This window comes from Treponema primitia ZAS-1 (genome assembly GCF_000297095.1).
Classification (GTDB): domain Bacteria; phylum Spirochaetota; class Spirochaetia; order Treponematales; family Breznakiellaceae; genus Termitinema; species Termitinema primitia_A.
The window spans coordinates 17,461-39,184 of sequence record NZ_AEEA01000051.1 but is presented as its reverse complement, the minus strand read 5'-3'; the positions used below and the strand labels follow the sequence as shown (position 1 = coordinate 39,184).

Below are 21,724 nucleotides of genomic sequence, written 5' to 3'. Positions count from 1 at the left end.
ATTGACGGGTGTAAAAGGTATACTTACCATATGCCTATGAAAAGCCCCGTCAGAACCGGTATCATCTTCTTCATTGTTTTTATCATCCTGACGCTGATCCTTTGTATCCTGTTTTGGCCATTTATTACCCGGCTGCGTCTCCCTGAATACCGGGATCAGTTCAGCCTCTGGATAGAAAAGCTGGGCTTTAGGGGCGTGTTGATTTTGTTGGGTATTCAGATTATGCAGATCATCGTGGCGGTCATACCCGGGGGGCCCGTGGAAGTTCTGGCCGGCGCTGCCTATGGCGCCCTGGGCGGATTGGGTATATGCCTCCTGGGCAGCCTCGCCGCCTCAACCGGTATATTTCTTGTGGTAAGGAAATTCGGCGCTCCCCTGGTATTCCGTTTTTTCGGCGGGGAACTAACCGATAAATACGCTTTTCTCAAGGATACCCGGAAATTCTCCCTGGTACTATTTCTGCTTTTTCTGATCCCCGGCATCCCCAAGGATACCCTTACCTATATAGTTCCCCTGGGGAGTATCAAACTGTCCCGGTTCATCATCATTTCCAATTTTGCCCGCATCCCTGGGATACTCACTTCTACTATTTTAGGTGATTCCGTGATCAGCGGTAATTGGGTAATGATAGCCATATTTTTTCTGATCATTGCCGCCATGGGCATACTGGGACTGCTCTACGGGGAGAAAATTATCGGACGGTTCAGGCAGAAAAACTGATATATTTTCGAACTTCCACCAGGTTGGTATGCTGGGGGTTTCCCCGGGCCAGGGGGGTTGGTATTTGGGAAGTAAGAACATTAATGCTGCCCCTGGTATCCGTACCGGAAGCATCCGGGGTGTACCAGCCGCCTTGGGACAGGGCTACTGCTCCGGGGATGATCCGGGTAGTAATATGCGCCTCTATCCGTATCCTGCCGCGGTCGTTCATAATCTCCACTGGCTGTTTGTCCTCAATACCCCTGGCTTTGGCGTCATCGGGATGCATCCACAGGCACTGGGGATCGATTTTGTCAAGCCGCATATTTATATCATGCACGGAATGGGTTCGTTTTTTTGTGTGCCAGCCGATAAGCTGGAGGGGATACTTTTCCCGCAGGGGATCTTCCGGGCCTTCGGGGCAGGGGACATAGCAGGGAATGGCGGGGATTTCCTTTGGCCGGTTTAAATCGTATAAACGGCGGGAAAAGATTTCGATTTTCCCCGATGGGGTTTTAAAGGGATGATGGTCAGGATCCCGGATCTGGGATTCGTAGGCAATATAGGGTTTAGGTAAATTGAAAAAACATTTTGCGCCATCTTTAAAGGCCTCAAATTCCGGCGCCTCGGGAGCGATTTTCCGTAATTCATTATACCGCCCCTGTATGAGGTCTTCGAAGGTGGCATACCCCGTGGACCAGGGTTCTTCAAGCCCAAGGCGTTTCGCCAGGGTCTGTATAAAATCGTATTCAAAGCGGCAGCCAAAGAGGGGTTCCACAGCCTTACGGCAGAATAACAGATAGGAATCGGCTCCGGTTCCGGATTGGGCGATGTTATTATTTTCAAAGGAAGAAGCACCCGGCAGCAGGAGATCGAAAAATTTTGCGCTGGGGGTCATAAAAATATCGGACCCCACAATAAATTCTATCTTGCCCGTATCCTTTAGCAGGCGAATAGTACGGTTAATATCCGAGTGCTGGTTTATCAGGGTATTGCCGGCAAAATTGAGTATCATTTTAATATTACTGCTCAGACGCTCAACACCGATCAGCCCGTCCTTTTCCGGACTCATCTCCAGGGCGTGTTCCGCAGCCTTGGTCCAGAGAAAACAGGGTATCTTTCCGGGGTAAGGATTTTCGGGCAGGGGAAAAAACGTAAAGGGAATATTCGGAACTTCCCCCAGGACGCCGGCGCTTCCGCCGATCTTCCCGATATTGCCGGTTAGAGCGGTAAGCAGGGCTACGGCACGGACCGTCTGTTCGCCGCTTCCGGTTCTTTGGGGGCCGTAACCGGGCAGAATACAGCCGGGTTTGGCGGCGGCGTATTCCCGGGCAAGGTTTCTGATGGTTCCGGCGGGCACACCGGTAATGGTTTCTGCCCACTCGGGGGTCTTGGGTATTCCGTCTTTTTTTCCAAAAAGGTAGGTTTCGTAACTTTCGCCCGGCTTAATTCCTTCGGGCATATGGGCTTCGTCAAAGCCCTGACAATAGGTGTCCATAAAATGCTGATCCTGCAGACCCTCGGACCAGATAACATAGGCCATGGCGTCCGCCAAGGCCGCATCGGAGGAAGGTTTTATGCCGATCCATTGGTCCGCACAGGCCCGCGCCGTATCGCTGTGCCGGGGGTCGATAACAATAATACGGATTCCCTTGGCCCGTGCCTTGAGCAAATACGGAAAGCGCCGGGTACCGAAGATCGTTTCCTTGGGATTGAAACCCCAGAGGATTATTAGCTTGGCATCCAGGACCGTTTCAAAACTGTTTCCGGTGAGGGTATCCCCGTAAATATAGGGAGTAGTAACGGTAAGACAGGCATTGCTGTAGTTATTGTAAAAAAGCAGGGACCCACCGTCCAGGAAAAGCAGGCGCCGTACTATGTTGTCGGGGCGAAAAACGGTCTGTACACCGGTACTGTAGTTTACGTACCGTGAGGAAGGGCCATGGGTATCGCGGATCCGCTTCCATTCTCCGATGGTGATATCCGCCGCATCTTCCCAGGAAATCCTGCGGAAACGGCCTTCGCCCCGCTCTCCTGTCCTGACCATGGGGTAACGCAGACGCCGGCTGTTTATAAACGTTTCCCGGTACGAGAGGCCCCGTATGCAGGCCCGCAGCGCCGGTTCCCCGCCGTTGCCGCATTCGGTGGATATATCCAGTACGCAGCCTTCCTGTTCCGTGATGCGGATGACGCAGCGGCCGCCGCAGTTGTTGGTGCCCGTGGTGTTGATGATCCGCTGTTCCTTGTCCGGCCTTGCGGGGCGCCTCCCGTTTTGAGAAATATCGTAACAGTAAAGCTGTTCCAAAGGGATTTTCGACACATCCCCCTCGGGGAAGGTTTCCAGGCGGTCCGCGAGAGGATGGAACACCGGCGATACTCCGTAACGGCGGATTCCTTCGCTTAGGGCCCTCACCGTATCGGTGAGGAAGGAGTCCCGGAATTTTTCCCTGGCCTGCCCGCAGCCGGCGGCGGGAGAATGAAGCTCCACCGCAGAGAGATAACAGAGAAAGCGAAACTGCTGGCCGATAAAATCAGGAGGATTACCGTCCATGGGAACCGCTTCGTAGCCCCAGGCGTTGTAGGTCTTTATCAAATCCAGGGTAGTTGTGTCCAGCAGGATATCACCATTACCCTTGCAGGCCGAGGCCCATAGGGGGATGTAGATATCAGCATTGGTACCTTTAAATAAATCGTCATATTCCAAGAGGAGCTTTTCATAATCCGGAATATTTTTTGATATCCCCTGTGCATTTAGCCACGCCGGAAAATCATCAAAGAAAAGAACAAAGTCGTGGCACAGCCGCCAGATCCGTAGCAGTTCATCCATGTTGGTCTTATTCAGCTTTTTTTTCTTTGCGTGCCTGCATAGGCAGGGCTTCCAGGTAATTGTCCAGCAGTATCCGGTCCACATCGGGGAGGAAGATAAATTCCAGGGACATATCGGGGCTGGTGCGGACCACCCGGCATATGGGGGTGATAAAATCTTCGCCGATACGGAGGGAACATTCGGCGAGCTCCATATTTTCTTCCAGCGTATCCAGGTTCGCGGTGCTTTCGGGGAGGAAAGAGATACCCGTGGAGGAAATGGTTTTTACCTCGCCGGGGATTAGGGCTTTGTTCACCGGGTTTACCACGCAAATTCCCACTTCCTTAGGATCCTCAATGTGGTAGCGGTTGTTCCGGCGTTTTTCTTCCAGCTGCAAATACCGGCTCAGGAGCCTTTGGAGCTGATCCACCTCCGAAGGCTTGGTCAGGTCCTCGGAAACGATACCGCTGACCCCCATATAGAAGGCCTTGGATGCCTCTTCCATAGTAAAATTCGGCCCCTTAAGGATGATGATAGGACATTCCGCCTTGGAGTGGGCGTAACGAACGAATTGAACCAGCACTTTCCAGTGCCGGGGGAAGTCCTTGGCGCTGATAATAATGGTAGAGGGCTCTATTTCTTCAATGTTATCCATGGCCTTGAGGACATACTGATACCGGATTAAATCAAAACCCAGGGGTTTGATGTTTTGGGATAGCAGACTGAGAATCTCATCTGAACCAAGGATAACCAGTAATTTCATTCGGTCCCCAAATTTAATACCGTATAATCGACGATGGTCCATACATCGTCCTTTTGGCGCAAATAATAGGTATAGCGCTTCCTTTCAATATAGTTCCCCGTCTTAAACTTTTCCAGTACCGAAACCGTGCCCTCTTCGGCGCTGTAGGTGGTGCGTTCGATCTGGAACTCCATGGGGATGGTGGCGATATCCCCATCGGTGACCTCCGTCTCAAGCTCGCTCCGGTACCGGGCCAGCATACGCCGGCGGCCTTCTTCGCTTTCCGCAAGCCACTGGCGCTGGCGGGGGGCATTCCGGATTAACATGGCTTCCAAATCCAGGTAAAGGAAGAATTTTTCCCATTGGCCCTTCTGCCGGGCGCTAAGAATATAGTTTACCACCTGATCCGGGGGTAATTTCTCCCGAACCAGGTTGGCGTTGGTTTCCACATCCAGCGCCAGGGGAACGCCCCCGGGGCCGGGCAGGGCGGGGGGTCTGATGTTGAGGCTGAGCCGGTTGGATTCCAGGGGAACGCCGTTTGAGTTCAGCGCTACGGGGGTGTTGATGGTATTACGATACAGCTCCGGGTACATCCGTACCTGGACCACATAGGAACCGCTCCGCCTTAAGGCGGCGTAATTCCGCAGATCCTCCACAAAGGAGAAGGATTCCCCGCTTTCCACGGCAATATCCCGGAAAAACACCTGCTGGCTGGTGGAACGCCGCCGGATCAGGATATCCGCGGGATCCACCGTCAGGTTTGTCATGGTCCGTATATCGAAATCGATGGAAAAGGCCCGGTCGTCCGCCAGCCTGAACCGGTAGCTTGAGGGGCTCGAATTGGTGATGGTGATCTGTACAAGAATAGGATCGTCCTCCAGATAGTAGATCCGCTTGTCAAAGTATCGTATGTTCAGCCCTATGTCTTGGACATCCGGTCCGGCGGATAGGGAAACGAAACCCGCCAGGAGGAGGAGGGCAAGGAATATGCTTTTTCGATGGTTCACCACAAAACTCCATTTACCGGATTCAAAAAAACCCAGTACTATATTATAGTAATCGGTAAGCGTGTATGAAAACCTTATCTTTTCCTTCTTTCTTAAAAAGAATAGCCGATTCTCCCGGGGTTTCCAAGATTCTGGACGAATTTAGCCACGGTAATTTCCCCCTCGAAATCGAAGGCGCCGAAGGTTCCTTTGGTGCGGTACTCCTGTCGGCGTTGTTTCAAACCAAGCCCGGTAACTTCTTGGCGGTAACCCCCACGGAACGGGAGGCGGCAGAGCTGGCCACTGATCTGGAGACCCTGGGTCTGCCGGTGGCTCTTTTCCCCTGGTGGGGTACCATGCCCTACCGGGAAATGGCCCCCCTTTCAACGGTTTTTGGGGACCGGAGCCGGGTTTTGAGCGGTTTGGCGTATAGTTTAACCGCGAAGGGGATTGTGATTGTCCCTGAGCGGGCTTTTCTTACGCCGCTGCCGCCTCCTGAATATATCCGCAGTCTGCTCATTACGCTTAAACCGGGGGGGAAGATTGATACTATCGCCCTTGCGGAGACCCTGTCGGGTTACGGCTATACCCGGGTACCCAGGGTGCAGGTTCACGGGGAGTTTGCCCTGCGCGGGGAGGTGTTGGACATACTCATGGGCGGGGATGATTCGGCTTACCGGGTTTTGTTTGACTTTGATCAGGTGGAATCCATCAAACGTTTTGATCCGGTGGATCAGAGCAGCCTGGGGCCGGGGGATCGGGAAAAGGTAAGCGAGCTGGTGATCCGGCCCCTGAAGGAAGTGGTCTGGACCGATGAGCGGATCGAGGTACTGAGCCGGAACCTTGCCACGATGGAAGAGTTTTCCAACCAAAGCCGTAACCAGGGCCGGGCGGTTCTGGAGGAACTGATGACCCGGCGGAGCGCCGGCGGGGAGGAGCTCTTCTTCCCCTTGGCCTTTGAAACTGTTCCCGGCGGCTTTCCTCCGGCGCTGATCGACTATCTGGGAGAGAACGGAACGGTTTGCTATTTTGAGCGGGAGCGGCTGGAAAACGCCCAGGAATCCCTGGACCGGGAATATAAGAGCCTTTTTACTAAAGCCCTGCGGGAACGGGATGTTCCGGCGCCGGAGCGGATACTGCTGAAATTTGGGGATCTTGCGGATCGCCTGGCACGGCAGGTCTCCTTCATGACCATTAAGGGGGCGGCCGGGGGGAAAGAGCGGGCGGTGGTTTCCTGCGATCCTCCGCGTAGTTTTTTCGGCAATATCAATTACCTCAAGGAAGAATTTACCGTCCTTGCAAACCAGGGCTGGGAACTGGTGGTGGCTGCGGAGTCGGATACCCAGGCTGCCAGGCTGGAAGAGTTATTTAAGGACGACAAGGTTACGGTTGCTGCGGCGTCCCTGTCCATGGGCTTTGCCCTGCCGGATGTAAAATTCATGCTGGTCCAGGAGAACGAGATATTCGGCCGGCGGAAGCGGCCGCCCCGGTCCCTCAAGCAGGTACGCAGTGCCGCTATCGACACCTTTGTTGAACTTAACCCCGGGGATTTTGTGGTGCACATAAACTACGGCATCGGGCTTTTTAAGGGGATTGAACGGATAAAAGCCCTGGGGCATGAGCGGGACTACATCAAGCTGGAATATCTTGGTGAGGAAATAGTTTTTGTGCCCATAGAACAGGTCAATCTGGTCCAGCGCTATATCGGGAACGAGGGGTCGCCCCCGCGGATGGATAAGCTGGGGTCCAAGAGCTGGGAAAACCGCAAGGGCCGGGTTAAGCAGTCCGTGGAGGAGATAGCGGAAAAACTTATCGATCTCTACTCCAAGCGCCGGGCCTCCCGGGGGTTTGCCTTCCCGGCGGACACCGAATGGCAGACCATGTTCGAGGCCAGTTTTCCCTTCGATGAAACGGAGGATCAGCTCCGCTGCGTGGAGGAGATTAAGGACGATATGGAAAAGCCAAACCCCATGGACCGCCTTATCTGCGGGGATGTGGGTTACGGCAAGACCGAGGTGGCCGTGCGGGCCTGTTTTAAGGCCGTCATGGGGGGGAAGCAGGTGGCCTTTCTCGCCCCCACAACAATACTGGCGGAACAGCATTACGAAAATTTCCAGGAACGGTTCTCCCAGTTTCCGGTACGCATGGGCATGCTTTCCCGCTTTGTGGACCGGAGCGTGATCCGGCAAACCCTGGAGGCGGTGAAAAAAGGCGAAGTGGATATTCTGGTAGGGACCCACCGGATCATCCAGAAGGATGTGGTTTTTAAGGATCTGGGGCTCATGGTGATCGACGAGGAACAGCGCTTTGGGGTAAAGGACAAGGAGCGGCTTAAGGAGATGAAGCATAACGTGGACTGCCTTACCCTGAGCGCCACCCCCATACCCCGGACCCTGCACATGAGCCTCCTTAAGATACGGGACATGAGCCTCCTGGCAACCCCCCCGAATAACCGTCACCCCATAGAAACGGTGATCGACGAGTTCAACGAGGATCGGCTTGCGGCGGCCATACGCACCGAGGTGGAGCGGGGCGGACAGGTATTCTTTCTGCACAACCGGGTGGAGAGCCTTAACGAAACCCGCCTCCGGATAGAGCATCTGGTTCCGGAGATGCTGGTGGAAACCGCCCACGGGCAGATGAACGCCCATGAGCTGGAGGATGTGATGCACCGCTTTATCCACGGGGGTTTCCACGTACTGGTGTCCACCACCATCATTGAGAACGGCATCGACATCCCCAACGTAAACACTATTATTATCGACCGGGCGGATATGTACGGGGTGTCCCAGCTCTACCAGCTCCGGGGCAGGGTAGGGCGCTCCGACCGGGTTGCCTATGCCTATCTTTTCTACCCCAAGGACCGGGCCCTGACCGAACTGGCCATGAAACGGCTCCAGGTTATATCGGACTTTACCGAGCTGGGCTCGGGGTTTAAGATTGCCATGAAGGATATGGAGATACGCGGGGCGGGGAATCTCCTGGGCCGGGAGCAGTCCGGGGATATTTATTCCGTGGGCTTTGACCTGTACCTCAGGCTCCTGGATGAGGCGGTGCATCGGCTGGAGAACTCCCAGTACGAGGCGGAAACAGAAACGCTGTTGGAACTGGAATACACGGGCTTCATCCCCAATGCCTATATAGACGGCGCCCAGGAAAAGATGGAGGTCTACAAGAAGATCGCCTCCGTAAAGACCAGGGAGGAGCTTGAAAATCTCCTTGGGGAATTGACGGATCGTTTTGGCCCGCCCCCGGACGAGGCGGCTTCCCTTTTAGCCCTGGCGGAGATCCGCATTATCTGCCGGGACATATCGGTTTTCTCCCTGAAAGAGAAGGGCGGTTCGGTCCGGGTGGAGTTCGGCAAGGTTTCCAAGGTAAAGATAGACCGGCTCCTGCGGCTTATGAAGGAGTCCAGCGGCAGGGTAAAGCTGGACCCTAAGGCGCCCAATGTATTGATTTTGCAGACCGGCAGTATTGGGCTGAAGGAGAAGAGCGAATTTATCCGGGAAAAATTGGCGGCCCTGGCGGGATAGCTAAGGACATCATATTGTATGTATATTCAGATGGAGGACTTGAGTGATACGCGGAGTGGTTTTTGATTATGGTAAGGTGATTTCTTTTCCCCCGGAGGATAGGGTGATGGAGAAAATGGCAGCCCTGGCGGGGATGGACATTGAAAAATTCGAAACCCTGCTTTGGCCGTACCGGGCGGAGTATGACCGGGGGACTATTTCGGGTTTGGAATACTACCGGTTTTTTCTGTCCAAGGGCGGGGTCTCTCTTGATGACGAGACCCTGAGGAAGATTCATGCACTCGATTTAGAAAGTTGGTCCAGGATAAACGCTGATACGGTACGTCTTATGGAGGATATAAAAAATGCGGGCTATAAACTGGGGATACTCTCCAATATGCCCCATGATTTTTTGGCCATAGCCCGGGAGCGGTACCCCGTATTCAGCCTTCCCCACGGGGGGATTTTTTCCTGTGAAAGCGCATCGATCAAACCGGAGGAAAAGATATACCGGGATCTCTTCGCTGCCCTGTCCCTTGAACCGGAGGAGCTTGTTTTTTTTGACGATATGCCGGTTAATATTGATAAGGCCTGCTCCTTGGGAATGCGGGGTTTTGTTTGGCAGGACCCTGATATTGCCCGGGAAACCTTGCGGGGCCTATCCATACCTGTTTGAGGAATAGCTATGATTTTATTGAGAACAATCTTTATTTTTATTGCAGTCATAGTGTGCATGATTATTATCACCCCCTTTGGAATCATAATGTTTTTGTTGGGTCGGCTTGGTTTTAAACAGACCATGGATTATCTGGCCTATAAGATGGCTCAGGGCTGGGCCCATGTGATCCTTGCCTTTACGGGCTGCAAGCTTACCGTTACGGGCAGGGAGAACATCCCCCGGAAAGACGGCTTCTGTTTGGTGGGAAATCACAACAGTATTTTTGATATCGTACTGCTCCTGGCCACCGTTGGCCGGCCCTTTGGTTTTATTGCAAAGAAGGAACTGGCGGTTATTCCCCTGTTGAATCTCTGGATTCTGCTCCTGGGGGGCCTCTTTATTGACCGGAAGAATATACGGAAGGCCATAGGCACCATTAACGAGGGAATACGGCGGATTAAAGCCGGGGGCGCCATGATCATTTTCCCCGAGGGGACCCGGGGCAAAGGCCGGGGTTTACTTCCCTTTAAATCGGGCTCCCTCAAACTGGCCACCAAGGCGGGGGCCCCCATGGTTCCCCTGGCTATTACCGGCAGTTACGATGTCTTTGAAAAAACCTACCGCCTGCATTCGGGGCCGGTTTCGGTAAACTTCGCCCCCCCCATTGCCACTGCGGATATCTCCACGGAGGATAAGCGGGGAGGGAGCCTTACGGATCAGGTTTACGGGATAATAGACGGAATGTTAAAAAAAGCTGAGGGTACCGCCCCTTAAGGGCTAACGGTAGGTGCTCAGGGCTTGATTGTAAATATCCTCAATGAGCCGCAGTCCCCCGCGATACCCCGCATAACCTGAGGTCATCACCAGCCGGTAAGGGGAGGGCAGGGCGGCGGAGAGGAAATCGCAGTTCTTTTTTCGGGCAAGGTCCTTGTCCCAGCCGCTCCCGATTATGAGGCCCCGGCCTTCGTGGTTCGCCGCCAGTATGGTCTCCTGGGCAAGTCCCGCATCCGCCTGGAAGTACAGGGGGATTTTTTTCTTATCAGAAATACTGCCGCCAATATCCAGAATGTTCTGCTGGTACTCTTCGGGGGTTTTATCGGTGATAAACTGTTCCTTGGGTACTATGCCCGTCTCGTGGAGGAGAAATCTTGCCATACCCAAAACGTAGGATGCGTCGTGGAGGATATGTACATAACTTGGCAGGCCATAGCGGAATTCCAGGAGGAAGGTTGCCAGGTTATCGATTTCTTCGTAAAAGGTCTCTTCCTCTTTTTTGATAAAGGTCTCCACCGCATCATTTTCAAGCTCCGCGCCATGCTCATTTGCATAGAGTGCAAGTCCCCGTAAAAACCGAGTCGTCTCGTTTCCGCCTATGGGTATGTAGGGAAACTGGAAATAACTCTGATCGTACTTTTCCTGTAAATGTTCCGCAATGTTCCTGCCGTACCAGGGAGAGATCAGTATATTGAAATTCGCCCGGGGTATGTTTTGCCATTCCACCGTACCCTGGGCATGGGGGCCGAACAGTACCTGCACCTTGAGACCTATACCTTCGATAAGCCGCTTGTATTCCTCCAGGTTGCCTTTCCAAAAAGGGTCCTGGTAGGGGATTGACGCAAAAAGGTTTACCAGTTTTGGATCCGTTGGTTTTTTTTCTTTATTGAAGCGGGCTGTGTATTGATCGATGATGGCGTTGACAATAACACTGTGGGATTCGTAGTTGGTGTATTTAAAACCCGGGGTATCGGCGTATACGATGGGTTTCCCCTCAGCGGCAAACTGCTTGACCACCTGTCCGGCGTCATCCCCCACAATGGAGGCGGTGCAGCCCGTGAGTACCACCTGTAAATCGCTGTCCAATACCTTGTAGGAATGGCGGATAAGATTTTCCAGTTTCTGCACCCCGCCGAAGATTACCTCGGTTTCGGAAAAATTGGTACAGGGGGCGGTGTATCCTCCGGAGTAGCCCGTGGACCGCTCAAAAAAACCCGCCACCATGGTTCCGCAGCCCGGCCCGGAATGTAAAATGGGGAGCGCCCTGGGTATGGCCACCACGGACTGCATTGCCCCTATGGAACACATGAAACGCTGCTGCTCAATTAATCCGGACATCGTTTATTTCTCCAAAAAAGTGTAGGGATCCTGCTCAAGCCACCACTTGGTGTAGGGATTAACCGCGTGTTTTTCAAAGTTTTTTACGAACTCATCATTTTCCATGGTGTCCAGGATTCGCTTGCCGTACTGGACCAGGCCCTGGTATCCCATGCCAAAATGTTCATCCCCGATTAAAAGTGAGGGAATACCAAATTTGGCGCCCCAGAGGGTCATGCCCCCGTGGCGGGCCAGCAGTATATCCGGCCGCAGGCGGTTTAGAACGTTCACTAGTTCGAATTCCTGCTTGTTGCAGACATTATAGTGTTTTATATCCCCGTAGTCTTTCACCACATTCTGCAGGGTGTCCGCCGCCACTTCCCCATTATCGTACAGGGGGTCATGATGGAAAATCGCCGCGCCCTGGGGCTCCATCCCCAATTCGCGGAGCAGCGCCAAAAGGGAATGACCGTGGGAGGCCCCCGCAGTAACATAGGCGGTTTTGCCCTTGAGTTTTTCCCGCAGTGTTTCTATTTCCGGCAGCCACTTTTCTTCCTCTTCCCGCAGGAAAACTTCCACCGCCTCTGCCCTGCCGGTGATCCGTCCCAGTTCCCGGAACCAGCGCTGGGTCTGAACAATGCCGTAGGGCGGGGACACCTTGATCTCCGGTACGCCGAATTCCTGTTCCAGGCTGGCCCCCAGGTATGAGCCCAGGGTCGCACAGACCTGCATGGTTGCCGCCGCTTCGGAGGAGGTGGCAATCTGTTCCACCGTGGCAAAGGGGGTAAGATAATTGGCCCGCAGGCCGAGCCGTTTAAACCAATCGCCGATAAGATCCGCCCCCCAGAAGTTGATAATGTTAACCAGGTCTTCCTGTTTCTTTTCAGCTTTTCTGATGAGCTTCCGGGCAATACCGTGGTACCCCGCGTCAAAGCCGCTGGTCCAGATCTTGGAACGGAAACCCTCGCAAAATACCGCAACCACGGGGATACCAATTTCCGCTTCCGCTTCGTTAGCGGTCGTCTCTACATCGTCGCCGATGATCCCCGAAGCGCAGGTGGTAATGATAAAGATAGTCTTTGGGTGTACCCGGCGGTACACTTCCCGGATAGCGTCTCCCAGTTTTTGCGCGCCCCCGTAAACCGTGTCCCGTTCATCCATATTCGTACTGAAGATACGCCGCTCCGTGGGCTCAAAGACATTCCGGTGTACGCCGTTTACCCGGTAGGTAAAGGCGTATTCGTGGAGACAGCCCGCACAGCCCACCGGGCCGTGGCTTATCACTGCGGAATCCTGGATCAGGATGAGGGTACAGGCGGCGTTGGAGGTGGAGCAGCCCAGGCACTGGCTGAAGGAGCGGACCTTTTCTTTTAAACAGCCCTTTCGGGCCTGGCCTACCAATTCCCCCGCAGTCCCGGAAAAGCCGGTGATAGAACCAAGCCGGTTTTCACGGATCGGTACCGAGGCTGCTTTTAAGTTAACCGTGGTCACTATTATCCTCCAAAGACTTTTTTGAAGGCCTGATCCAAATCCGCTATGAGGTCTTCGGCGTCTTCCAGGCCAAGGGAAATACGGATCAAATTAGGCTCAATATCAGCCGCCTTGAGTTCCGCAGGGTTCAGCTCGCTATGGGTGGTCTTCGGTGAATTCACGATCAATGAGCGCGAGTCCCCAACATTGACATGATAGCTCCACAGCTCTATAGCGTCAAGGAAGGCTTCGCTCTGCTCCAGGGTTCCGTTAAAACCGAAGGAAAAAATTCCCGGCGCCCCCCTTGGGAAGATATTTTTGGGCCAGCTTATAATAGGGGTTGGAGGGTATCCCGGCATATTTTACCCAAGCCACATGGGGGTTTTTTTCCAGCCAGGCTACAATCTTTTTTGCATTGGAAACCTGTTTGTCCAGCCGTTCCGAGAGGGTCTCAATGCCGATAAGGGCAAGGTAGGCGTCAAAGGGCCCCAGGGCTGCACCGAAGTAGTTAAGATAGGTCAGGCGGATACGGGTTACGAAGGGCGCATCCGGAGCTGCCTCCAGGAAATTCCGTTCCTTTCCTGTGGCACGATCCCGCAGCACATATTCCGTCTGTTCCAACTGGGGGAATTTTCCGTTAGTCCAGGGGAAATGGCCGGATTCTACTATTATACCTGCAATCACGTTACCGTGGCCGTTCAGAGCCTTGGTGGCGGAATAGACCACAATATCGGCGCCGTACTTGATGGGCTGGAGAAGATAGGGGGTGGCGAAGGTATTGTCCACCACCAGGGGAATACCGTGCTTGTGGGCCAGATTGGCCAGGGCCTCAATATCCGCCACCACCCCGGTGGGGTTGCTCACGGATTCTACAAATATAGCCTTGGTATCGCTCTTGATATCCTTTTCCAGGGCCGTAATATCATCAATATTGGGGGACTGGTCGATGTGGATATTGAAATTGGGGAAGATCCTCCGGAAGGCGTCGGCGCTGCCGCCGTAGAGGTAGGGGCTGGTCAGGATACGGCCGCCCCCTTCCGCCAGGGTAAGGAGGGTGTAGGATATGGCCGCCATGCCGGACGCCAGGGCAATGGCCCCGCTGCCCCCGTCCAGTGCTGCAACCCGCCGTTCCAGCACATCCACCGTGGGGTTGTTTACCCGGGTGTAGAGAAAACCCGCTTCGGTCAATGCAAAAAGGCCATCGGCATTTTTCGTGTCCCGGAATTCATAGGCTGCAGTCTGGTAAATAGGCGGTGAAACAGCCTGGTTGTGTTGAGCGGGATCGTAGGCGGCCCGTATTTTTAGGGTATCGAAGTGATAATTAGAATCCGGCATAAAAGGCTCCTTTTGTAAAGAATAAATTCCTATAAATCACAAGATAATAATAGGATATAAAACCGCCTAAATTTTGTCAAGTAAAATCATATAAAACATATCGGAATGATAATAAATTTTTAAAATTCTCTAAAGCACTTGACATGCATCTTTTGGTAAAATATACTCTAATAATACATAGTAAACATATGGTATTAGTAATATATAATATAAATGATCGGGAGCTTGATATGAATGTGGTAATAATAGGCGGAAACGAGTGTATGAAATGTCAATACCAATGCATATGCAAGGAGTTCCGCTGCAAGGCAAAAATTTTTTTTAATTCTGAGGGGCACTTAACTGATCGTATTGGGAATCCCGACTTAATTGTCCTTTTTACCAATCCGGTTGCGCATGGTATGGCGCGGGCTGCAAAAAACAAGGCAGCGCAGAACAATATTCCCCTTATACAGTCCCACTGCGGAAGTGGGACTGCGTTGAAGAATATATTAAAAAATCGACTAGAACCGGGTTTATAAACCTACGTCCCATTAGCAGCTGTCTGCCCTCTCTGTTTCCGTACTATCTATTACGATATTTACCTTAAATGAAACCCGGCACCCGTAGACAAACTCCCCGGGCGGAAATTTGGAAATTTTTTGCAACTTTTTAAAAATACTCTGAGTAATTATATGGGAATACTTATATATTCCCCACGAGGATAAATATGGTGAGAAGAAAACGACGCCCTATTGGGCTGTTTCTGGGGCTTGCGCTGTCCCTTTCCGGCTGCGTCACCGCCGGAACAGGTATTGAACAAAGCGGGGTACAAAAGGTTCATCATACCCATACGAGTCACCGGGGCGCTCATATCAGGCCCGGAATGGATGCAGCCTTAAACGCGGCAGCTGCGAGCCTGCCCGATTGCTGTTCCTGAATATGTTTTACAAAAAGGAAAAAGACATGAAAAGAAGATGCTTATTTGGATTAACACTGGTACTTTCTCTGGCCTTCATCGGCTGCAGTAACCCCACCGGAGACGATGAGGGAGATTGGCTGAGTGGTTTGACGAATCCCTTTGTCGGTAGTTGGGGATACCATGTTGGAGATGTACACAGGGTTACAACATTTAAAGCTGATGGAAGCTTCACCACCGCTATCCACGGGGATCCTGCTAGCAGCGAATCGGGCAGCTATCTGGTAAGGGATAATGTACTGGTTATTCTGACGGCCGGTTCAATTGAGCCCGTGAAATATACCTTTACGGTACCGGACAATAATACCCTGCAACTGGACGGTGAAACCGATATAACCTTTGATCGAAGCGGTAAAGCGGTGGATCACCTGGACCATCCAATAGTGTTAAGCGATAAATTCGCCGGGAAAAACTGGCAGAAAGGTTCCAGCGGAATGTTTGACTGGTATACGTTTAAAAACGACGGAACCTTTCATAAATGGCACTCAATGAGCCGGACTATCCATTATGCCGATTACGGTGAATTCAGCTATTTGACTAACGGAAACACATTAGTTACCCTTTCACAAGAAGCCCCCGAACCGGATTACCGGAGTACGCATTTTGAATCCTATAGCCTTACGGTTTATACCCTGACCGGGGATGAGGCGAATGCCTCTACATGGACGCCGGTTCCGGAGGGCGCTGCCATCAGCCTTTCACCGTTTAACTGGACATGGACGTTTAATGCTGACGGGACATTTGCAGTAAGCGATGATGGCACAAACAATCGTTCATTCGGATCTTATATTGTGCGGGATACTACCCTGGTTCTTCTAAAAGCGGCAAATGCATCCGGTGGTGATTATGCCGATGCCGCTGCCGCCGCTGTAAAAAAGTACACCTTTACTACTACCGAAGGAAAGATTACCCTAAACGGCCCGAATGACGACACTGTATCAAACACCCACATCCTTGCCGCTCCTATACCGGCAAGAACCCTGAACAATACCCTTTCCACCGGGAAATATTGGCGAACCGGGTCCTGGAACGGAATGTATGACTGGATCGAATTTAAAACTGACGGAACCTTTCACCAATGGCATTATATGATGTCAAACCCGAAATATGCGGATAGGGGAGAATTCAGCTACCTCTATTACGGCAGCACAACACCAACCTTGGTTAAACTTTCACCAAGCTATGAGGTGACGGTATACAGTCTGAGTACCGTATCGGAAAACTCGGTGGCAACATCGCCGTATCTCGGACCAACGGACGGAGGGGATACTATAACTACCTTTACCGTTACCGGCGATACCTGGCCGGAGCCGGAAGGCGGCGGAATGGAAATGTAAGGGGGGATCGCCATGAAAAAACTGTTAGGTATCCTGCTTATCCTTAAGGCGGCGTCGGCTGTTTTTGCCGCAGGGTCAGGCGAGATACCCGTATCGGACCATGATATTCCGGCGGTGCATAAAATCCATGGCAAGGGTATCGTCAGCATAGGAGTTGCCGAGGCTAACGAGCCATTTAGCTTTATCGATGCAAAGGGGAAGTATCAGGGTTACGATATCTACTTTGCCCGCCGGGTGGCAAAGGAACTTTTTGGCAGCGAGCGGGCGGTATACTTTGTGCCGGTAACCGGAACAAACTGGGTGGAACTCCTGGAAACGAACAAACTGGATATGGTTATTGCCGGGTTTGCCGTAACGGAAGAAAACCGGGAACTGGTCGATTTTGCCCTGCCGTACCGCAAAACAACGCCCGGCGGGGAATTTGTTGTAGCTCCGGCGGTGAGAAAGGGGAACGACGGGCTTGTGTATTGGCTTAATGATGTGATCCGCAGCCGTGTGGGGGACAATTTTTTTCATAAAGATTACAACGCAACCCTTCGCCCTGTTTACGGCGATGGGGTTGATCCTGAAATACTGGTCATTGAGCAGGGCGCAGCTTTATGAGAAAAAAAGCGGGGTTAGCCGGTCTCCTGGTAGGGCTGGCCTGCGCGGGGAACTTCGTTGCAACTAGCGCCGTCCTGCCGGCGCAGGAGATCGGTATTGACACGGGTGCTGAATTCGGCGTGGAGTTTGAAGAGGGAGAGACTATTCCATATATAGACCCCCTGATAAGCTACACTAAAGGTTTTGGAAACCTCGGCGTCTTTTTTCAAATAGATTACACCATCCCCTTTAAGGATACCGTAAGCCAGGAACTATATGCGGAAGAACTTTTTAGATATAAAATTTGGCTTTCCCCGGTATCCAATCTTTTCTTGATTCTTAATAACAGTAATACGATTAATACGGTAAACAAAAATTCGGGCATTGATGCGGTAAGCGGGGTGGTAACCCCAAAGCTCCAGTATGTACGGCACGCGGGCTTTGGATCATGGTATGCCCTTGCGTCATTTCCGGTTATGTATGCGTCCTTTATTAAAGACTCGGAAACCGTATTTTTTACCAAGCTCAGCCTGGGCTGGGGCGGAGCATTAGGTCTGAGCGCAGAGTTAAACGGAACATTTATAGTGCATCCCGATGCAGGGTATGGAGGTATGGGGCTATCCCTTGACTATGCGCATGGTTCCTTCGGCGCGGAAATAGAAATCACTGCAAATAAGGATTTTAATGTGTATATTGTTGATCCCACCTTTGAATTCTATATCGGGCAAATCATCCTTTGGACCGGCGCTTATTTTGGAAATATCGGCGGCCGTGGGAATGTATATATAAACCCATATATCGGGGTTAAATACAGTTTTTAATACTTTTAATGGAAAGGACATGATATGTATAAGCGATTGATTACCGGAATCCCATTTATCGTCCTGGGAATTTTAATTGCCATCGGGCCTATAACGATTTTTCCGGTCTGTGAGATACGGGATGTGATTATGAAATGCCATTGGACGGCCCGGGCGGAATTGGGAGTTGGGTTGAGTATTGCTGTTTTAGGGATATTAACTCTGTTTTTTGAATCGAAAATTTTCGGCTTGAGTGCCGGTGTATTTATAAACGGTATTCTTGTACTGCTCTTTCCTACGGTGTTAATCGGAGTTTGCGCCCATCCACGGGCGTCCTGCCATATGCTTGCTTTGCCTGCATTGCTTGTCCTGGGTAGCATTACTATTGTTGTTGCGGCATTGAATGGGTTTTTTGTTCTCAAAAAATCAGGTCTCTTTAAAAAAGGAAGTGGTTTATGAAAGAAAAGCCCCTTTCTGTGGGTAGTTTATCCCTTACCAATTTAACAAATAAGCCTGTTCGTACTGTCTGTCTTGTTATTGTGGTGGCAATTCTGGCATTTATTTTATTTGGCGGTTCAATCCTTGCTTCAAGCCTGCAGAACGGTATGGATGTAATGAAAAGGCGTTTTGGGGCGGACCTGATGGTAGTTCCTGCAGGGTACCAGGCAAAAACAGAAGCAATTTTACTGCGGGGAGAGATTAACTATTTCTATTTTAATGATTCGGTTATCCGGGATATTGCCCAGATTGAGGGAGTTGTACAGGTTTCCCCCCAATTTTTTCTTACTTCCCTTTCCTCTGAATGCTGCGACGAACCGGTGCAGTTAATCGCCTTTGATCCGGCAACGGATTTTGTAATCCAGCCCTGGATTGCCGAATTGCCCAGCGACAGCCGCGATAGCCGCGATAGCATTGGGGATGGACAACTGATTATCGGCAGTGAAATCATGGCGAATCACCATAACGCTATAAAATTTTTTAACTATAATTATCCCGTGGCGGCGCAGCTTTCAAAAACTGCCATGGGCTTCGATACGTCGATTTTTATGACCATGAATACGATGCGGCTGATGATGGACAATGCACATAAGGAACACCTTACCTTCATTGCCGATAATGAAGGGGAGGGGGCAATTTCAGCGGTTCTGGTACGCCTGGACAATGGCTATGACGCGGAAACGGTTGCCTTGGATATTAAAAAGAGTATTAATGGTGTTGATGTTATCGTTTCCCATAGGATGTTTGCCCATATCGCCGAAGCCCTAAACGGTCTTGTGGGCTATATCGGGACTTTTTCCGTAGTTCTTTGGTTTGTTGCGATTGTTGTTTTAGCGGCGGTGTTTTCCGGCAGTATTAATGAACGAAAAAAAGAATTCGCCATCCTGCGGGTCCTGGGGGCGACACGGAAAAAATTAGCGTACATCGTTTTGACCGAATCATGTTTAGCGGGAATATTTGGGGGGACAATTGGAATTATATTGGCATCCCTGATAGTATTTCCCTTCAGCCCCTATATCAGTTACCGTTTAGGATTACCCCTAATCCGGCCGCATATGGGTAATATACTTTTTCTTTTGCTTTCCAGCCTGGTTTTTGCCTTTGCTGCTGGACCCCTTTCTGCAGTATATTCAGCGGTAAAAATCAGCGGGACGGAAACCTACTTTACCCTGCGTGAGGGTGAATAAGATGGCAGTTCAAAATACGGTTCTGGAAGTTACGGGGCTGACAAAGGAATACAAGCGGGGACCTGGGGGTTTTAATGCGGTGGACCACGCGAATTTAACCGTTTCAAAGGGCAGCTTTGTCAGCATAATCGGCCGTTCCGGAAGCGGGAAAAGTACATTCCTGAATATGGTTGCAGGTTTGATGCGTCCAACATCGGGTGTTGTTACGATTGAAGGCAGGAATATTTTTTCATTGAATGACGGAGATAGTTCGCTGTTACGGAACGCCAGGATCGGTTATGTGCCCCAGGGACAGAGCCTGCTGTCCGGCCTCACGGCGCTTGATAATGTACGGCTTCCATTCTATCTTTTTAAGAGGGAGGGGAGTAATACCGCAAAGGCCATGGCTCTATTGGATACGGTAGGTATTGGCCATTTGGCGAAGAGTTATCCCCGGCAGCTTTCAGGAGGGGAACTCCGGCGGGTATCTATCGCCCGGGCCCTTATTAATGATCCTGCGCTTCTTATTGCCGATGAACCCACCGGCGATTTAGACATAGATACGACCCTTGAAATAATGAAACTTTTCAGCCGGATCGTACAAACAGGAACGGCTATCCTTTTGGTTACCCATGAACTGGATACCATCGGCTATGGACAATCGGTATATGAAATGGCGGCAGGGGTCCTTAGGGAAAAATCATTCCCCGGATACGTTACTTCCGCCCATATTCGCTTTCCTGATTGAGATCGTATTGGAACATCGCAAAAATGCGATCCTGTATTTCGATGATACCCGGAATGTTAAATAGAGGGTATTTATAATATACAATGCCTATAGGAATTGTATATTATAATAATATTCCGCAATATTCGCTCGGGCTTTACGAGCCGAGTGTTTACTATAGCGCTATAAAAACATATAAAAAATATGGGAATTCTAGGAATTTTTTCAAAATTCTCTTGACATATTTCACAGCTTTTGGTATATATTTATTCATATTAAAAATATCGGAATTATATACTATTCCGATGAAGTAAAATAGGAGGCTAGAATGAAACGTGTATTTGCGGTAGTGGCAGGGGTGCTTTTGCTCTCCTCAGTGGTATTTGCCGGTGGGAAAAAGGATGGAGATCAATATCCTTATGGTTCCTTTGATATCGGGTACGGGGGATCAACCTGTGGATCCCCTACATCCATAGCCAGCCTGAAGGGCTTTTTTGCGGAAGAAGGGGTTAATATTACCCTGGTGAGCGGCAGCACCTTTGAGGCTGAGCGGGCGGCCCTGGCGGCGGGAAAGACAATCATCGAAAACGGTGATTTTCAATATTTCCCCGGGGTTTACAATGGGCTTGATGTAAAACTTATCGCTGGCCTGCACGAAGGATGCATAAAGATCCTGGTTCCCGCCAACTCTCCCATAAGAACCCTGGCGGATCTGAAGGGAAAAACCATTGCGGTTGATGAAATCGGCGGAACCCCCATGTCGGTAGCCTCGGTTGCCGCGGGGAGCGTGGGGATTGATCCCCAGACCGAGATTATCTGGGTACCCTATCCCAACGACCAGATCGTCCAATCCGTGGAAAAAGGCGAAGTTGATGTAGCCGCCCTTTGGGATCCCTTTGCCACGACCCTGGAGAATACGGGAAATTATCGGGTCCTGGTTGATATCAGCGAGCACCCCCTGTTCAAGGACAGGGCCTGCTGCTTCCTCTTTGCCTCCGGTAAGGTGGTGCGGGAAAATCCCGGCGCCGTGGCCGCAGCGCTCCGGGGCTACCACAAGGCGGTTGCCTGGATAGGCGCTAACCCCGGTGAAGCGGCGCAGCTTCTTGTCAGCAATAAGTCCGTGGCCACTGAAGACGTAGCCTTGGTAACCGGTCTGCTTGGGCACTATCACTACGATCAGCACTCAGGCCAGGCGGCGAATGAGCGGGCCAAGGATGATGCGGTGTATTTTGCCCAGAAATTAACCGAAATTGGGTATTTGCCGACAGATTTGAATGTACAGAAATTTGTTGATGATATATACGTCGATATCTTCGCCCTGGAAGCGGCGGCGAAAAAGAAATAAGGGGATTGATAA

At 51.4% G+C, this 21,724-nt stretch carries 20 protein-coding genes; 13 read left to right on the top strand and 7 right to left on the bottom strand.

The genetic code is table 11. From position 1 onward, the window contains the following. Positions 1–30 precede the first annotated feature (30 nt). Positions 31–720 carry a TVP38/TMEM64 family protein gene (locus TPRIMZ1_RS0109325; protein ID WP_010258202.1) on the top strand — a complete coding sequence of 230 codons (690 nt, stop codon included), beginning with the start codon at positions 31–33 and terminating at the stop codon, positions 718–720. Here the strand turns inward: TPRIMZ1_RS0109325 and TPRIMZ1_RS0109320 are convergent. From TPRIMZ1_RS0109320 to TPRIMZ1_RS0109310, 3 genes are read right to left on the bottom strand one after another with little or no spacing between them, the layout of a single operon-like run. Next, the gene (locus TPRIMZ1_RS0109320; protein WP_010258200.1) at positions 704–3,526 is read right to left on the bottom strand and encodes a DMSO/selenate family reductase complex A subunit; all 2,823 of its coding nucleotides are present in this window, start codon (positions 3,524–3,526) and stop codon (positions 704–706) included. The two genes, TPRIMZ1_RS0109325 and TPRIMZ1_RS0109320, sit on opposite strands and share 17 nt — an antisense overlap. A 7-nt stretch (positions 3,527–3,533) precedes the next feature. Further along, positions 3,534–4,268 carry a PilZ domain-containing protein gene (locus TPRIMZ1_RS0109315; protein ID WP_010258198.1) on the bottom strand — a complete coding sequence of 245 codons (735 nt, stop codon included), beginning with the start codon at positions 4,266–4,268 and terminating at the stop codon, positions 3,534–3,536. Beyond that, positions 4,265–5,254, bottom strand: coding sequence for a hypothetical protein (locus TPRIMZ1_RS0109310; RefSeq protein ID WP_010258196.1), 990 nt, complete (start codon positions 5,252–5,254; stop codon positions 4,265–4,267). The genes TPRIMZ1_RS0109315 and TPRIMZ1_RS0109310 overlap by 4 nt, the downstream gene beginning before the upstream one ends. Before the next feature lie 65 nt (positions 5,255–5,319). Between TPRIMZ1_RS0109310 and mfd the strand changes: the two genes are divergently transcribed. The 3 genes from mfd to TPRIMZ1_RS0109295 all read left to right on the top strand — a co-directional run bounded on the left by mfd (position 5,320) and on the right by TPRIMZ1_RS0109295 (position 10,177). Next, positions 5,320–8,766 carry a transcription-repair coupling factor gene (gene mfd, locus TPRIMZ1_RS0109305; RefSeq protein WP_010258193.1) on the top strand — a complete coding sequence of 1,149 codons (3,447 nt, stop codon included), beginning with the start codon at positions 5,320–5,322 and terminating at the stop codon, positions 8,764–8,766. A 43-nt stretch (positions 8,767–8,809) separates the two neighbouring features. Next, the gene (locus TPRIMZ1_RS0109300) at positions 8,810–9,421 is read left to right on the top strand and encodes an HAD family hydrolase (protein ID WP_010258191.1); all 612 of its coding nucleotides are present in this window, start codon (positions 8,810–8,812) and stop codon (positions 9,419–9,421) included. A gap of 87 nt (positions 9,422–9,508) precedes the next feature. Further along, the gene (locus TPRIMZ1_RS0109295) at positions 9,509–10,177 is read left to right on the top strand and encodes a lysophospholipid acyltransferase family protein (RefSeq protein ID WP_232616792.1); all 669 of its coding nucleotides are present in this window, start codon (positions 9,509–9,511) and stop codon (positions 10,175–10,177) included. Positions 10,178–10,180: 3 nt separating this feature from the next. Here TPRIMZ1_RS0109295 and TPRIMZ1_RS0109290 read toward each other — a convergent pair whose 3' ends face one another. Genes TPRIMZ1_RS0109290 through TPRIMZ1_RS18740 form a run of 4 tightly spaced genes read right to left on the bottom strand, consistent with a single transcriptional unit; the run spans position 10,181 to position 14,299 of the window. Then, positions 10,181–11,515, bottom strand: coding sequence for a nitrogenase component 1 (locus TPRIMZ1_RS0109290; RefSeq protein ID WP_010258187.1), 1,335 nt, complete (start codon positions 11,513–11,515; stop codon positions 10,181–10,183). Positions 11,516–11,518: 3 nt separating this feature from the next. Continuing rightward, the gene (locus tag TPRIMZ1_RS0109285; protein ID WP_010258185.1) at positions 11,519–12,985 is read right to left on the bottom strand and encodes a nitrogenase component 1; all 1,467 of its coding nucleotides are present in this window, start codon (positions 12,983–12,985) and stop codon (positions 11,519–11,521) included. A gap of 2 nt (positions 12,986–12,987) precedes the next feature. Next, the gene (locus TPRIMZ1_RS20990) at positions 12,988–13,323 is read right to left on the bottom strand and encodes a PLP-dependent transferase (RefSeq protein WP_198429925.1); all 336 of its coding nucleotides are present in this window, start codon (positions 13,321–13,323) and stop codon (positions 12,988–12,990) included. Next, the gene (locus TPRIMZ1_RS18740) at positions 13,235–14,299 is read right to left on the bottom strand and encodes an O-acetylhomoserine aminocarboxypropyltransferase/cysteine synthase family protein (RefSeq protein WP_198429924.1); all 1,065 of its coding nucleotides are present in this window, start codon (positions 14,297–14,299) and stop codon (positions 13,235–13,237) included. The genes TPRIMZ1_RS20990 and TPRIMZ1_RS18740 overlap by 89 nt, the downstream gene beginning before the upstream one ends. A 143-nt stretch (positions 14,300–14,442) precedes the next feature. On the opposite strand from TPRIMZ1_RS18740, the gene TPRIMZ1_RS0109275 reads away from it, so the two are divergent. From TPRIMZ1_RS0109275 to TPRIMZ1_RS0109235, 9 genes are all read left to right on the top strand, one after another. Beyond that, positions 14,443–14,820: a DUF2325 domain-containing protein gene (locus TPRIMZ1_RS0109275; RefSeq protein ID WP_332829116.1), complete on the top strand. Its 378-nt coding sequence runs from the start codon at positions 14,443–14,445 to the stop codon at positions 14,818–14,820. Between the two features lie 188 nt (positions 14,821–15,008). After that, positions 15,009–15,218, top strand: a complete 210-nt coding sequence (locus TPRIMZ1_RS0109270) for a hypothetical protein (protein WP_010258181.1) — start codon at positions 15,009–15,011, stop codon at positions 15,216–15,218. Between the two features lie 26 nt (positions 15,219–15,244). Beyond that, on the top strand, positions 15,245–16,594 hold the full coding sequence (locus tag TPRIMZ1_RS0109265; RefSeq protein ID WP_157784209.1) for a hypothetical protein: 1,350 nt from the start codon (positions 15,245–15,247) through the stop codon (positions 16,592–16,594). A gap of 12 nt (positions 16,595–16,606) precedes the next feature. After that, on the top strand, positions 16,607–17,197 hold the full coding sequence (locus TPRIMZ1_RS18735; RefSeq protein WP_010258178.1) for a transporter substrate-binding domain-containing protein: 591 nt from the start codon (positions 16,607–16,609) through the stop codon (positions 17,195–17,197). Then, positions 17,194–17,997, top strand: a complete 804-nt coding sequence (locus tag TPRIMZ1_RS0109255) for a hypothetical protein (protein WP_010258175.1) — start codon at positions 17,194–17,196, stop codon at positions 17,995–17,997. Before TPRIMZ1_RS18735 ends, TPRIMZ1_RS0109255 begins: the two co-directional genes overlap by 4 nt. 24 nt (positions 17,998–18,021) lie before the next feature. Beyond that, complete coding sequence (locus tag TPRIMZ1_RS0109250; RefSeq protein WP_010258172.1) at positions 18,022–18,435, top strand: DUF4418 family protein; 414 nt, start codon at positions 18,022–18,024, stop codon at positions 18,433–18,435. Next, positions 18,432–19,661 (top strand): ABC transporter permease, encoded by a 1,230-nt coding sequence (locus tag TPRIMZ1_RS0109245; RefSeq protein WP_010258168.1) that lies wholly within the window; start codon positions 18,432–18,434, stop codon positions 19,659–19,661. The genes TPRIMZ1_RS0109250 and TPRIMZ1_RS0109245 overlap by 4 nt, the downstream gene beginning before the upstream one ends. Position 19,662: 1 nt before the next feature. Beyond that, a complete protein-coding gene (locus TPRIMZ1_RS0109240; protein ID WP_010258165.1) occupies positions 19,663–20,388 on the top strand; it encodes an ABC transporter ATP-binding protein in 726 nt (241 codons plus the stop codon). A 307-nt stretch (positions 20,389–20,695) separates the two neighbouring features. Beyond that, positions 20,696–21,712 (top strand): ABC transporter substrate-binding protein, encoded by a 1,017-nt coding sequence (locus tag TPRIMZ1_RS0109235; RefSeq protein WP_010258164.1) that lies wholly within the window; start codon positions 20,696–20,698, stop codon positions 21,710–21,712. Positions 21,713–21,724: the final 12 nt, after the last annotated feature.